The organism is Caldithrix sp., from assembly GCF_056497305.1.
In genome coordinates this window covers 1-14,793 of the sequence record NZ_JBSMDE010000094.1, presented here as the reverse complement: position 1 = coordinate 14,793, position 14,793 = coordinate 1, and the positions used below count along the sequence as shown (strand labels likewise).

Sequence of the window (14,793 nt, the reverse complement as noted above, 5' to 3'; positions counted from 1 at the left end):
AATTGCCTGGACACGGTACGCGTCTTTCGGAACCCCTGGCCGAAAATATTGAAGAATTAATCGAGCCCATTGCCCGGGGAATTGTTTCCAGCCTGGATAAGCCTTTTGCCATTTTTGGCCACAGCATGGGCGCGCTGTTGGGCTTTGAAGTGGCGCTCTTTTTACAGAATAGATTGAACAAACGGGCGGAACACGTCTTTGTGTCCGGCCACGGCGCGCCGGGCACGCCCCGCCACGAGCCGGAAATCCATCATCTGCCCAAGCCGCAGTTTCTGGCTAAAATTAAAGAGTACAACGGAACGCCCAAAGAAGCGCTGGAAAATAAGGAATTGATGGATTTGATGTTTCCCATCCTGAAGGCCGATTTTAAAATTTGTGAAACCTACGCGCACCGCAACTCGGACCTGCTACATTCGCCCATTACTGCATTAGGTGGAATTCAGGACCCTTCGACCCCGCGTGAGGATCTGGAAAAATGGCGGGCTTTCACAACCGGAGATTTCAATATCCGGCTTTTCCCGGGCGACCATTTCTATTTGTTGCATCAGAAAATCAATTTACTGAAAGCCATCCTTACAGATGTCAGCAGCCATTTTAATTTAGTGAATGTCTGATGAGTGAATGGATCGAGTGGCGGCAGTGCCCGTTTCGCTTCCAGAATGAGCAGGAAGTTCACGTCTGGTTATTGCCTGTGGAACAAAGCGATCGCTTTCTGGATTTTTTAGTAGAGGACGAACAGCGCCGAGCCCGAAAATTTCGCGTTCTATCGGCCCGCGATCAATTTATTGTCGGACGTGCAGCCCTGCGTCTCTTAATCGCCGCTTATTGCCAGATTGATCCTGCGACCATTCAATTTACCTTAAATCCCTTTGGCAAGCCCTACCTCGATAATCAGCGCCTCTTCTTCAATGTCTCGCATTCCTACGACTGGGCCTTAATCGGTTTAAGCCCGACCTTTGAACTGGGCATTGACATTGAAAAGATGCGCCCTGATCTAAATCTGCGTCAACTGGCCGGCCGTTTTTTTTCTGCCGACGAAATCGAACAACTTAATGCCCTGCCAGAGGAACGCTATGCACATGGTTTTTTCAATGCCTGGACCAGAAAAGAAGCTTACATCAAGGCCCGGGGGAAAGGACTGGCCATCCCACTGTCCGGATTTTCTGTCAGCCTACAGGAAGACGAAACCGCTGTTCTGAAAGAGACCCATCACGAGCCAGAGGCCGTGCAACAATGGACCATGGCAGCGCTGCCTGCGCCAGAAGCCTACAAAGCAGCCCTGGTCGTCCAGGCCCGTCGCTTTAACATAAAAAGATGGTTCGGCAAAGGGCTTTTTGCCCTAAACAAGAGTGGATTACACTGACCCCTATTTGAAAGTGACCCTTTTCTCTGTATCAATTTTCCAGGTCACGTAAAATTTTATGTTGTTTGTTAAATCATTACATTATTGTGTCGATAGACAGGAAAGCAGGCTAAATTAAATTTCAATGAAATAAATTTTTGTTTAATTTTAAGTGCGAACGATCTTTTAAAATGTGGGAAACAAAATTTATGAAATGGTCTCGATTATTGCTTTTATTTATTACGATCTTTGCCTTATCCTGTGATGCACCAAGGAAAAATCCGTTTGATCCCCGTTCCCAAAATTACTACAAACCTCAGCCCAATTTAGTGGTAAGCAAAATCCACGTTAAACAGCTCTACCCGCCTTTTAAACCCATTGCCCAGGCTCAGGTCATTGAACCCAATTTACATCTATTTGGAATAACCGATAGCCAGGGCATTGTACAATTTGAGCACGAACCGGTAGAAAATTTAACCTTTGTCGTATCAGCAAATCAATATTTTCCGGATACGCTTCAATTTAGTGAGGATCAAAATCATGAATATGAAGTATTTTTGAATGCTGAACCCCAACTGCACGACACGCATTTTATCTCCTTTTACAACAACCTGTACGATCAACTAAGCATTACTTCCATTTACATGGAGACCATGGTCACAGACCTGGACGGGCCGATTGACATCGATGCCGTGAATTTACAAAACGAAGCGTATCAATTTGACACCCTGCTAATCAGAGATGCAAACAACAGCGATCTATTTAAACTCGAATTTGACCTGAGGGATATTTCCGGCCACCTTACGCCAGAAACCCTACCGGAACTTAACTTTAATCTGATCGTGAAAAATAAGAACAATGATCGGGTGGTAAGTGGGCCGTACACCATAAAACGCGTAATCCAGGCTACCTTAAAACAACTCCGTCCGTCTATCAGCGAGGTAGCGCAGGATAGCGTTTTATTTCAGTGGGTTGATCCGGAACTTTCGTTCGATTATGTTTTTAATATTGTGTTATTAAAATTTCCGACATTCGAAGAAATTACCTATAAGGGGATTCCCAAAGGACAGACGTCTTTAATAGTTAAAAACTTAAGTCCCGGGCAGTACAACTGGAAACTGCAGGTAGAAGATCGGCTCGGGAACATTTGTCAATCTAATTATATCAATTTTTACTATGAACAATAACATGGAAAAATACGACAAATTAACGGAAAAGCATCTGGCCACAATTTATCGCCTGACGCGGCAAATGTCTGCCATGAGCGACGAAGAGAATGTACTGGACACCCTGTTAAATCAACTGATTGATGAAACCGGGGCCGAGGTAGGGGCTTTTATCTTTTATGACAAAGAAAACGATCGTTTCCTGCCGCGCAGTATTATTACCAGAGACAAGCAATCTTCGGATGAAATCCATTTTTCCCAGACCGTTTTTCAACAAATTCTTAAAACGCGCCAGGCAGTGCTTTCTTTTGACACACAAAGCGATTCCACCTACCAGCATGCCCGGAGTGTGATTCTAAATCAGATTCATTCCATTCTGGCTTTTCCTTTGCTCATTAAAGACCAGGTTTACGGTGTACTCTATTTTGACAGCCGCAAGAACAGGCAACATTTCAATGAAGCGAATCGTCAATTTTTATCGCTTTTTTCGGCCATTGCTTCGCTGGCCATGGAACAAATTCTGACCAAACAAAAATTTGAAAATGAAAACATCATTTTACGCAATCAACTCGAAAAGACGGCACACATCCCGACTCTGGTGGGTGAATCACCGGCCATGCAGCGCCTGTTCACCATCATTAACAAGGTGGCCAAAACCGATGTGGCGGTTCTCATTACGGGCGAAAACGGCACAGGAAAAGAACTGGTAGCTCGGGCCATTCACGATTTGAGCGATCGGCGTGACAAGCCCTTTATTGCCCAATACATCGGCAACATTCCTCCGACCATTCTGGAAAGCGAATTATTTGGCTACAAAAAAGGCGCCTTTACCGGAGCAACCGCCGACCGCATCGGGCTATTTGAAGCAGCAGATGGCGGCACCCTCTTTCTGGATGAAATCGGCGATTTGCCTTTTGAATTACAGGCTAAATTGTTGCGTGTTTTACAAAACAAAGAATTTAAACGCCTTGGCGAAAACCTTTTGCGCCATGCCGATGTACGCATTTTAGCCGCAACCAATCAGGACCTGACCAAACTGATTAAAGAAGGCAAGTTTCGCGAAGATTTGTATTACCGATTGAATGTGGTTCATATTGTGGTTCCGCCTCTGCGCGACCGTAAATCCGATATTCCTTTATTGGTCAAGCACTTTCTGGAGAAGGACAACCCGGATATGCAAATTAGCAGCGCTGCTTTAAAAAAACTGATGGATTACAACTGGCCGGGTAATGTTCGCCAGTTAGAAAACATCCTTAAACGGGCCAGCATTCTGGCTGCTGATAAAACCATCGAACCGGAAGATATTCAATTCGATGATTTAGAAGTGGAAGCATCCAATCATCTGTTGCCAGAAAAACTGGAGAGCGAAGCGACTCTGGAAGAAATCAAAAACTACATCATTAAACGTCGCCTGGAACAATTTAAGGGCAATAAAACGCGCGCAGCCAGAAGCCTGAACATCTCCTTACGCGCCCTGCAACTGAAAGCAAAGGAGCTCGGACTGTAATGCTGAAATCCATTGGAAATTATGAAATCCTGAACATCATTGCAGAACACGGGCCCACCACTATTTGCCTGGCGCGGCACAAAAAACTAAAACGCAAAACTTTCCTGAAAATCTTCAAGAGCGCCGATCCTTCCCTGCTGAAACGATTTGAGCGTGAAGCACAAATCGTTGCCGACCTGAACGATCAACAAATTGTAGCCATCTATGATTTTGGGGAAGAAAACGGCCTCTACTACATTTCCATGGAATATGTGGAAGGCGGTAATCTGAAAGAATTTTTAGAGCGCACTAGGTTAAGCAGCGATGAAATTGTAGAGTTGGCTTTCAAAATCGCGCGGGCTGTTTCAGTGCTCCATCAAAATAATTACATCCACCGCGATTTAAAACCCGAAAACATCTTGGTCGACGAAAAAGGGAATGTAAAACTAACCGATTTCGGTATTGCCTACCATGAATCGCTGTATCGCATGACCACCGAAGGTTCTCTACTCGGCACCCCGCTTTACATGTCTCCGGAACAAATTAACAATGTACCGCTGACCCCGGCCAGCGATGTCTTTTCTCTGGGAATCATCTATTATCAGATGATAACCGGAAAACATCCTTTTGAAGCGTCGCGCATCGGTGAAATTTTTTCTCAGATTTTAACAAAACCGATCACCGATTTAATGGATTATGACGAACAATTCCCGCGCTGGTTTTTGGAGTTAACCGCCCGAATGCTGGAAAAGGAGGTTGAAAACCGTCCGGCTTCAGCGATTAAAATTCTGGAAGTATTTCAGAAAAATTTGCATCTAAAAGAAGAAACCAGTGTACCGAAAACTTCGACTAACAATAAAATTCCGGTGCCCTTTATCCTGGGCTCCACGGCCATCCTGCTTTTTCTGGTTCTTGTCAGCTTCTGGTTTTTTAATGGTGAAAAAACCACCACATTCCCGGAACCAGAAACAACATTGATGGACAGTGTTCTTCTTCAGCCCATCATAGATAGCACGGTTTTTGAAAATCAAGCTACTCCAAATAAAGATCAGGCACAAACCCAGCCCTTGAAGAACCCTGAACACTCCAGCAAAAATCCGCAATCTGCCAATCAGACCGGAGCGCTTCTCATCAAAACAAATCCCTGGTGTCGCATTTTTCTGAATTATCAGTTGGTGGATTCCACACCCATGTTGCGCCCTTTAAAGCTTAAAGCCGGTCAATATGTGTTAGGTTTACAAAATCCCTTTTACCCAACGTACACACAAACCATCGACATCAAACCTGGTCGTACCAATGAATTCGAATTCAAATTAGATTCGCTCTTTTCAAGGCTGGATTTACAGGTACTTCCCTGGGGGGATGTCTATATTGACGGGAAATACATCGGCAAAACGCCATTACAAAAACCCATTTACGTAACAAGGGAAAAACATATCCTGGAAATCAAAAACGACTTTTACGTTACTTTTATTGATACCATCGATTTCAGTCAACGCGGAAGAGTGCAAAAGCAGATCGCCTTACAGGATTTAAAACAATAGTGTCCATTGGGGAAATTTTATGAACAAAAATTTTAGCTTTATTGTACTGATTATCTTTACAGCGCTGGTACAACTTCCGGCCCAGAGCCACATTTCAAGACAAATTTCGGAGCTTGAAAAGGATTTTCGTTCTTTTCAATACAAAAAAGTTCTGGAAAAAGGAAACTTTTTACTCACGGATCCTTACGTTACCAAACAAGACAGTTTGCAAATATTGAAATACATGCTAACTTCGGCTTACGCTCTGGCCGACACCACCACAGCCAAAAAAATCATTCACAAAATCATCAAATGCGATCCCCATTTTGCTTTAAATCCCAGAGACACCTCTCCGAAAATCATTGAATTTTACGAACACGTCAAAGAGCAGATTAAAGCCCATAAACCCGTTGTGCCCATTAATCCCATCATCAAAACGGTGGTTAAACCCGTGGCATTACCTACCTCATCCAGCTTGTTTAGTCTGTTGTTACCTGGCAGCGGTCATCTGCATCAAAAATTTAAAAAGAAAGGAATGGCGTACAGTGGAATCAGTGTGGCCTTGATCGGAGGCCTGGTTTACACCATTGCACAAACAGAGAAGAAAGAGGCGCGATACCTTCAAGCAAAACCAGGAGCCGATTTTAATCGGCTGTACGATGACTACAATCGGTTTTACAAAGCAAGAAATTTGCTGATGGCTGCTTTTCTGATCTGGGATATTTACGCTTATTACGACTTGAACAGGGAGTGGCAGATACGAGTCAAATCCAGGTTTTTGGATGAAGGACTGGCCCTGCAACTGACCTGGCACTGGTGAGTCGACTATGTATTTTTTGCGTTACTATGCAATTTTTTCATAGTATTTTTTTCATAGAGTTTGTTTAAATATTTGGTTTTTCATTTAATCTACTTATTTTTCAATCACTTAAACATTTTATCAATAGAACAAATTTTCTGGCATGATTGTTGATTATATTTAGTTGAGCATAAATCGCAATGTAAAACAAACCTGAAGGAGGTACCATGAAGCGATCTAAATTATTTACCGTGTTAAGCGGGCTCATCATTGTGTTGATGGCCTTCGGCTTTACGCAGGCCCAAAACTTAGGGTTCACAACTCTGCTCACAGGCCGGGTAACAGCTGGCGATGATTCCATGCCTGTTCCTCAATTTAAAATGCTATTAACCTTTAAAGATGACACCACAGGCTTTCGCACCATGATCATGACCGACGAGAACGGTTTCTATTCCCAAACGGTTCTCAAAAACTACACGTACACTCTCAGCAGTCTGGACACCATGACCTACTATGGTTTTTCAGAAGACATCGAAGTGAAAGAGCTGCCTGTTGAACACAACATCCATCTCACCAGGCGCACCGATCTGGTTAATGTGAATGGTTCCGTTACATTTAAAGATAATCCGGTGGAAACAGACATCTACTTTTTGAAATTACCGGATGATGTGAACCTGAACGATTTCCGTGAATATGAAGTCTATTTTAATGTTCCTACCCCCATGCTCAAATGGGCATCCTACTCTGCACATTCTGATGCTTCGGGAAATTTTAGTCTGGAAATGATCCATGGGAAATATGTGGTTCATATTCCTGCAGACCCTGATGCCGGCTATCTAAATTACTGGGCCGTGTTTGAAGTAACCGGAGATACCACACTGGATGCCTTTGATCTGAAAGAACTTAAAACCCTCTCCGGACATGTGACCAATGCCGACAAATATGACATGGTTACTATCTTCGCACATCCATTGCATCCTTCCCGTCCGTTTACGGCCACACCGGACAGCGCAACCAATGATTACAGCATGGAATTGGCCCCAGGAACCTACGTGCTGCGTTGCGTGGCTTATTTTGACGACTTCAAATACATGGTATTCTACGACAGCGTTTTCACGCCAAAAGAAGCTACTAAAGTCGATGTCCATGAAGATGTTACGGGAATCGACTTTAATTTGCCCGAACCTAATGTTTATCCGTTTAGCATCAGCGGTACGGTAACCAGCCGTCAAAGCGGTTTGCCCTTAGAAGGCGCCAATGTGGCTTTTGTTAGCTACAATTTCCTGAGCAATCTGTGGCAAACCTACGAAGCAACAACCGATGCAGACGGCCATTACAGAATTGAAGGCTACACCATGCTTCAGGAAGATTCTCTGATTGGCTTTGCCTGGAAAGACACCACCTTTTTTGCCCAGTTCTACCAGGATGAACCGACCTTCCACACAGCAGATCCCATCGTTTACCATGCCAATGAAGAGGTTACCGGAATCGATTTTGCTCTGGATACCATTGACACAGAAAACGGCTTCAGCATTTCCGGAATGCTGATGAATGAACAGGGTGAACCCATCACCATGGGTCAGGTTACTGCTTACACCACGGCTACCAATGTTGGTGTCATTACCACACAGGTAGATTCCACCGGGCATTACGCATTCGATCCTGTTTTCCCAACGGGCAGTGTGGTTTATTTAACGGCCTGGGGTGGTTTTGATTATCTGCCTGAAATTTACAACAACGCCAAAACCTGGAAAGATGCAGACCCGATCTTCATCCAGGGTTCTGATGTTACAGGCATTAACTTCATCCTAAAAGAGAAAAAACCGACCCGCTTGCCGCTGGCTAAGATTAAAGGTTGGCTGAAAAAACAAACGCAAGGTCTGGCTAAAGCAACGACTTCCAGCGATTACATCGGCGACATTGTTTACGTCCGTCCTGAAGGCGAAAAAGAATGGACCAGCTATGCCTACGTTAAATCAGACGGCAGCTTCGATGTACCTGTAGAATCGGATGGTACGTACGAATTTATGGTTACAACCAGAGATGGTGAAGAATCGCATGGCACGATCACTGTTGAAAATCTTGAAGCCACTGTAACGGTTGATCTCACTGGAATTGCTGATCCTTCGGATAGATTGGTGATTAAAACCGACCAATTGCTCGACGCCTATCCAAACCCATTCAATCCCAGCACTACCATCCAGGTACAAATGGCTGAAGCTGGCCCGGCAAAACTGGTTATCTACAACGTGCTCGGTCAAAAAGTCAAAACCCTATTCGATGGAAGCCTGCAACCAGGATCCAAAAAATTTGTCTGGAATGGTACGGATAACAGTGGACGTCAGGTGGCCAGCGGATTGTACTTCTACCAGCTGAAAACACAAAACACAGTGCAAACCAAAGCTGTGATGTTCCTGAAATAAACACACCCACCCAAAGCCCACAAAGCGAAAAACCCCGGAGCAGGACGCTTCGGGGTTTTTTATTGGCCCAAACTGTGCAACAAACTGAATGAATTCAAGATTTAAGGCAGCTGAGCCGCAACCTATAAAAAACCGCAAAGGGCGCCCGTCATGCTGCCGGGCAGGCCCGTCTGGCCACCGGACAGGCCCGTCTGGCCGTGGCAGCCGGACAGGCCCGCCAGTCTGGCAAGGCGCAGCCTGACAGGTCTGGCCACCGGACAGGCAAAAAAGCAATTTTAATTTAAAATTTAAAATTACGAATTACGAATTAATTTACCAAGGGGCAGGTAGTGCCCAGGCGGTGAGGGCACGTGCCGGCATGTCATCCTGAGAATCCCATACACTTGCAAACAATTCGCAATCGCAACGTAACTCGAGCTTCAGCTCGAGCCTTTGTAAGGGCGAAGCATTTTTTGAAAAGTCTTTCTCAAGAGCGATTTAACTTTTACACAAAGAGGTTGCGCTAATTGGAACAACCTTCAGGAAAATGCTTCGCCCTTACGCCTGAGAAAGATTTCTCAGCTTTGCACGTCGCTTTCTCTCGGCGCATCGGTCGAAATGACAATCAGTGATGCTTCGTGCCGAGCGTCATTCCATATTCCGATCCTCGGGGACATGCCCGACTGGCCACCGGTTGGAGCGCAGCGGAAATCCCGTTCTTCGGGGACAGGCCCATCATGCTGCCGGACAGGCCCGTCTGGCCAGCCGGACAGGCAAAAGAGCAATTTTAATTAAAAATTTAAAATTACGAATTACGAATTAATTTACCAAGGGGCAGGTAGTGCCCAGGCGGTGAGGGCACGTGACGGCATGTCATCCTGAATCCCGATTCATCGGGAAGAAGAATCACTTACACTGTCAGACAATTCGCTAGCGTAACGTAACGCGAGCTTCAGCTCGAGACTTTCTGTCATTCTTCTCCCCGATTTTCAGGGACGGGCCAGTCTGGCAAGGCGCAGCCTGTTGGAACGCAGCGAAAATCCCGATTCTCTGGGACAGACACGTCTGGCCAGCCGGACAGGCCCGTCTGGCCACCAGACAGGCCCGTCTGGACAGGTCTGGCCAGACGGACAGGCCATTCAACAATTAAACAATTCAACAACTCAACCTTTTTACTTTCTCATACAACATAAAAATTTTCGCATCCCGCTGTGGCGGGATTAGATCTTTTGAAGGAAGTATTCTAATCATGAGGGAAATGTTCTGACTTTTCCGGAGATTTTTGTTTTAAGTAGGATGAACAAAAAATAGGAGAACCAGACAACAATGCGCCTTTAAAATCTTACTTTAAGCATTACAAAATGTTTTCCTGATTTACCTGAAACTCTCTATTTCAAAAACAGATCCCGTAATTGGATGCGCTTCAGGCGTCCCTCTTTAAACTTTTGTTGAATTTCAGCCAGTTCCTGCTCGTACGGACCGATTTCCCAGAAGTACCTCTCGTCCAAAATTTGGATATTGGGGCCCTGTTCATTCAAAGGACAGATATCCCGATACTCCACCTTCTGGCCGCTTTCATTGTATTCAAACCAGCGCAACGGCAGGCCCTGGGTGTGACACACATAGGGTCGGAATTCATAAATCCGGCAACGATCTTCCTCGTCTAAAAAGGCGCACTTACCCCTGGCATGAGGTTTCTGGCGCAGAACATCCCCCGCTTTTTGCCTGATGTATTCCGCTTCCACTTCAAACACCGTAATGCCGTCTAAACAGCAATCCGCGCATCCGGCTTTACAATGCAAGCGCTCTTTGTTTAGTTCTTCCAGTTTTTGCACATCTCCATCGATTTTTTTGTAAAACACTTCAAGCGTCTGAATTAAGGATTCCATAACCGAGGCCTCTCGCTTTGGTCAACTACTTAAAGTTAAAAAATAATTTGGAACAAATGGAATTTTTTAGCATTTTTTGGCCTTAAAACTTAAAATTAGAATTCAATAAAATAAACACATATGTCATTTCGAGTCCCGATTTATCAGGGAGAGAATTCTAACGAACGATTTCTCTTCGTCCTGATTTTAGAGACAACTCGAAATGGCCCTAAAATTGACATTTTTCAGAACTCTAACTAAAAATAAAAATGGGGTAAGCATGCTGTCCGGCAAATACGCAGAACTTTATGAACGTCTGAAAACACAAATTCCAAAAGAACGTTTATTGAACGACGATCTGAACACACTGGCCTTCTCAGCCGATGCCAGTTTCTACCGCCTCATTCCCCGGCTGGTGGTTAAAATTTTTAATGAAGACGAAGCCCTCTTTGCCATTCGAAGCTGTGCCAGCCTTAAAATTCCTTTTACTATAAGGGCAGCGGGAACCAGTCTTTCCGGTCAGGGCATTACAGAATCGGTGTTGCTGGTCATTGAGCCTACGGAATGGCGTCACTGGTCAGTAAATGAAGATGCTTCGCAAATCACCGTGCAGCCCGGCCTCACCGGGGGAAAAATCAATCAATATCTGCAGCCTTTTAAAAAGAAAATTGGTCCGGATCCTGCTTCGATCAACCACGCTTTCATTGGCGGAATTGTGGCCAATAATGCCAGTGGAATGACCAGCGGCGTGCAAAAAAACAGCTATTACACCCTATCTGGTTTACGTCTGATTTTGAGTGACGGAACTCTGCTGGACACCCGCGATCCGGAAAGCAGAAGAAATTTTCTGGCCAGCAAGAGAGACTTGATCTCTAAGCTTTCCGATCTCAGACAGAAGGTTTTGCAGCATCCGGATTGGGTCGAAAAAATTAAAAAGAAATACCAATTAAAAAATACTACCGGCTACGGTCTCAACGCTCTGATCGACTACGAAGACCCGATCGATATCATTGAACACCTGATGGTCGGCTCCGAAGGGACTCTGGCATTTATTTCTGAAATTACTTTGCAAACCGTGGATGATTATCCGGAAAAGGCGACCAGTTTAATCATCTTTCCGGATATCGAAACCGCCTGCCGGGCTATTGCGCCGTTGCGCACCTGTAAGGTGGCAGCTGCAGAACTGATGGATCGTGCCTCGTTGCGTTCGGTGGAAGATCAACCGTTAATGCCGGCATTCCTGAAAGAACTGGATGAAAAAGCCACGGCGCTGCTGGTAGAAACACGGGCCGATGATGTACAAACATTAACCAGACAAATCGAAGAGATAAAGTCGGCCCTGAACGACGTTCCCAAAGTGCGACCGATAGAGTTTACCACAGATCTAAAAGAAATTACCGCCCTGTGGAACGTGCGCAAGGGACTGTTCCCATCGGTTTGCGCCAACCGGCAAAAGGGCACTACCGTTGTCATTGAAGATATTGCGGTTCCTTATGAAAACCTGGCCCGGGCCATCATAGATTTGCAAAAGTTGTTTAAAAAATACCATTACGATGATGCTATCATCTGGGGCCATGCCTTTGACGGCAACGTGCATTTTGTACTGATCCAGGATTTTAGAGAGCCCTCAGAAGTTGAACGTTACGCTAATTTTATGGATGAACTGGTTCATCTGGTAGTGGAAGCCTATGATGGTTCTTTAAAAGCAGAACATGGCACCGGCCGCAACATGGCGCCCTTTGTTAAACTGGAATGGGGCGAAGAGCTGTACGAGGTAATGCGCGAAATTAAACAGCTCTTTGATCCACAAAACATTGTCAATCCCGGCGTGCTGATCAACGACGATCCCCAATTACATCTAAAATCATTCAAACCCATGCCCCGCGCTCACGATTTAATCGACGATTGTATTGAGTGCGGCTTTTGCGAAAGCAGTTGTGTTTCGCGCAGTCTTACGCTTTCGCCCAGGCAAAGGATTGTGGTTTATCGGGAAATGCAAAGTCTGAAAAATAGCGGACACGAGCCCCAACGTCTGGCCATTCTAAACGAAAAATACAATTACTATGGCAATGCAACCTGCGCCACCGACGGTTTGTGCGCATTAACCTGCCCGGTGAATATTGACACCGGCAAGCTGATCAAAGCGTTGCGTCACGACCAGCTTTCACCCCTGGCCCGCTGGACGGCCCAAAAAATTGCCGATCACATGGCTGCCGTAACAGCTTTCATGCGGTTCGGATTAAGGATCGTTGCTATCAAACGAAAGATTCTGGGAAAAAATCTTTTGGTGCGTGGTTCCAGTTTTCTAAGAATGGTGACCTTTAAAAAATTTCCGCGAATTTCGCCGTACATGCCCCTGCCCGCAGTAAAAATAAAAAACAAGGTAAATCAAAGCGCAACATCAGATCGCAAAGTCGTCTATTTTCCTTCCTGCATCACGCGATCCATGGGCGTGCTGCCGGACAGCGAACAGGCCGAGCCTTTGACACGCCTGACCTTTAAATTACTGCAGAAAGCTGGCTTTGAGGTCATCTTCCCGGAAAATGTCAACCAGCTTTGTTGTGGGATGGCTTTTTCCAGCAAGGGCTTTTTCGAAGTCGGCCGTCTAAAAGCAAAAGAACTGGAAGCCGCCTTGTTAAAAGCCAGCGACAACGGCCAGATTCCTATTCTCTCCGACATGAGCCCCTGTTTGTACACCATGAAGGAGAATCTGGATGGGCGTTTAAAACTCTTTGAACCCATCGCCTTTTCCTTAAAATATCTGGCGCCCCATCTGGAGTTTGAACCACTGGATGAGACCATTACCGTTTTTCCGGTGTGTAGCGCCAAAAAGATGGAACTGGAGGAATCACTTTTGCAGCTGGCCAGGATGTGTGCCAGAGAGGTCATTGTTCCGGACAGCACCTGTTGCGGTTTTGCGGGCGATCGGGGATTCACTGTTCCCGAGCTGAATGCCAGCGGTTTAAAGCTGCTTAAAGAACAACTCCCTTCCCATGTAAAGCAAGGCTTTTCAACCAGCCGCACCTGTGAAATCGGTTTAAGCGAACACAGTGGCCTGACCTTTGAATCGATTCTTTATCTGGTGGATCGGGTGACCAGGCCAAAATCAACCGCTGGACGTTAGACATTGCATTGAATCAGAGACTCCGGGCCTGGAGGCGTTGTTACAGATTTTACCGCGGCTGGAGAAAAACCTGCTTCCTGGTCTGCTCTGCTTTTAAAGAAGAATATCCGCCTTTTTAAATTACGAATTATTTTATGAGAGAGCATGTTGTGCTCAGGCGGTGAGGGCTCGTGCCGACATGTCATTCTGAGTCCCGCTTCAGTCGTAACTCGAGCTTCAGCTCGAGACCTCCACTGGCAGACACAAGCGTGGAAAAGTGTATGTGTTTAAGAGTTAATTAGTTGAATGGTTAAATGGCCAGTTCCAGGAGTCGGGATTTTCGATTCTCTACAACCGCCTGACAGAACGAATTCTTTTTCGTAGTGAACTGGCCAATACCAATAAGAAAAATCTCAATATAGATGAGAAAATTTTCCCCACAAGCCTGCTCCCTCTCCCAGACTTTTATTCTGGGAGAGGGGGATCGAGGGCATAGCCGTCAGGTTAAGCTTTCAAATTATTTAATATTGATGGCTTATTCATCTTACTTACCGAATGGTGATGTTTAAAGTTAATAATATTTCAAATGACGTTGGGTTTTGCTTTCGTTTCTCAAGAATATGATAGTTCCGACTTATATTGTAAAATTTTAAAATAAACCTTTTTAAACTATCTACATTCAAATATTAACAATTCTAGTCCTTCTTTTTCTAACATTTTAACTATGGTCTTGTAACTTTTAATTATACTCAATGCCTTTTTTTCATATCTGTAAAGCATTGTAGATACTTGAGTAATGATTTGCCAGCCTAAAACGATTAACAGAAGTTTGGAATAAAAATAAAGTTCTAAGCACGCTTTTTTAATCTTCTTTATTTTGTTGATTTCCACAATAGATTTCCAGATTTTGAAAATTAATTCTATTTGCCATCTTAATCTGTAAAGCGACCAGATTTTTTCATTCGATATCTGTTCTGGCGTTGTATTGGTTAATAATAAATTAAAATGGGCTCTTAGCTTTACTTCTTGTTTAATGATTAAGTCCTTAAATTTGTGTAAAAAGGCAAAAATGTGAAAAATTGCCATATCCTTCCTAACTTTAGA

Annotated in this window: 12 protein-coding genes; 10 read left to right on the top strand and 2 right to left on the bottom strand. The window is 44.7% G+C overall.

Annotation, left to right across the window (positions count from 1 at the left end; translation table 11 throughout):
• The 9 genes from ACWB0I_RS08250 to ACWB0I_RS08210 form a co-directional block, all read left to right on the top strand.
• The coding region (locus ACWB0I_RS08250; RefSeq protein ID WP_479387579.1) for a thioesterase II family protein at positions 1 to 614 on the top strand (614 nt) is incomplete at its 5' end.
• Entirely contained in the window at positions 614 to 1,363 is a 750-nt protein-coding gene (locus ACWB0I_RS08245) for a 4'-phosphopantetheinyl transferase family protein (RefSeq protein WP_479387578.1), read from the top strand. The genes ACWB0I_RS08250 and ACWB0I_RS08245, both read left to right, overlap by 1 nt.
• A 188-nt stretch (positions 1,364 to 1,551) precedes the next feature.
• Entirely contained in the window at positions 1,552 to 2,529 is a 978-nt protein-coding gene (locus ACWB0I_RS08240) for a hypothetical protein (protein WP_479387577.1), read from the top strand.
• Complete coding sequence (locus ACWB0I_RS08235; RefSeq protein WP_479387576.1) at positions 2,519 to 4,015, top strand: sigma-54 interaction domain-containing protein; 1,497 nt, start codon at positions 2,519 to 2,521, stop codon at positions 4,013 to 4,015. The genes ACWB0I_RS08240 and ACWB0I_RS08235 overlap by 11 nt, the downstream gene beginning before the upstream one ends.
• The gene (locus ACWB0I_RS08230) at positions 4,015 to 5,538 is read left to right on the top strand and encodes a serine/threonine protein kinase (RefSeq protein ID WP_479387575.1); all 1,524 of its coding nucleotides are present in this window, start codon (positions 4,015 to 4,017) and stop codon (positions 5,536 to 5,538) included. Before ACWB0I_RS08235 ends, ACWB0I_RS08230 begins: the two co-directional genes overlap by 1 nt.
• Before the next feature lie 19 nt (positions 5,539 to 5,557).
• Positions 5,558 to 6,337, top strand: coding sequence for a hypothetical protein (locus tag ACWB0I_RS08225; RefSeq protein WP_479387574.1), 780 nt, complete (start codon positions 5,558 to 5,560; stop codon positions 6,335 to 6,337).
• A 206-nt stretch (positions 6,338 to 6,543) separates the two neighbouring features.
• Positions 6,544 to 8,739 carry a FlgD immunoglobulin-like domain containing protein gene (locus ACWB0I_RS08220; protein WP_479387573.1) on the top strand — a complete coding sequence of 732 codons (2,196 nt, stop codon included), beginning with the start codon at positions 6,544 to 6,546 and terminating at the stop codon, positions 8,737 to 8,739.
• A 617-nt stretch (positions 8,740 to 9,356) separates the two neighbouring features.
• Complete coding sequence (locus ACWB0I_RS08215) at positions 9,357 to 9,509, top strand: hypothetical protein (protein ID WP_479387572.1); 153 nt, start codon at positions 9,357 to 9,359, stop codon at positions 9,507 to 9,509.
• Positions 9,510 to 9,741: 232 nt separating this feature from the next.
• Positions 9,742 to 9,942, top strand: a complete 201-nt coding sequence (locus tag ACWB0I_RS08210) for a hypothetical protein (protein WP_479387571.1) — start codon at positions 9,742 to 9,744, stop codon at positions 9,940 to 9,942.
• A gap of 164 nt (positions 9,943 to 10,106) precedes the next feature.
• Here the strand turns inward: ACWB0I_RS08210 and ACWB0I_RS08205 are convergent, their stop codons facing one another.
• Positions 10,107 to 10,607, bottom strand: coding sequence for a YkgJ family cysteine cluster protein (locus ACWB0I_RS08205; protein WP_479387570.1), 501 nt, complete (start codon positions 10,605 to 10,607; stop codon positions 10,107 to 10,109).
• Between the two features lie 259 nt (positions 10,608 to 10,866).
• Between ACWB0I_RS08205 and ACWB0I_RS08200 the strand changes: the two genes are divergently transcribed.
• On the top strand, positions 10,867 to 13,710 hold the full coding sequence (locus ACWB0I_RS08200) for an FAD-binding and (Fe-S)-binding domain-containing protein (protein WP_479387569.1): 2,844 nt from the start codon (positions 10,867 to 10,869) through the stop codon (positions 13,708 to 13,710).
• Positions 13,711 to 14,358: 648 nt separating this feature from the next.
• On the opposite strand, the gene ACWB0I_RS08195 is transcribed toward ACWB0I_RS08200, so the two are convergent.
• Positions 14,359 to 14,793 (bottom strand): transposase (locus ACWB0I_RS08195; protein ID WP_479387568.1); only part of this gene is annotated, 435 nt, incomplete at its 5' end.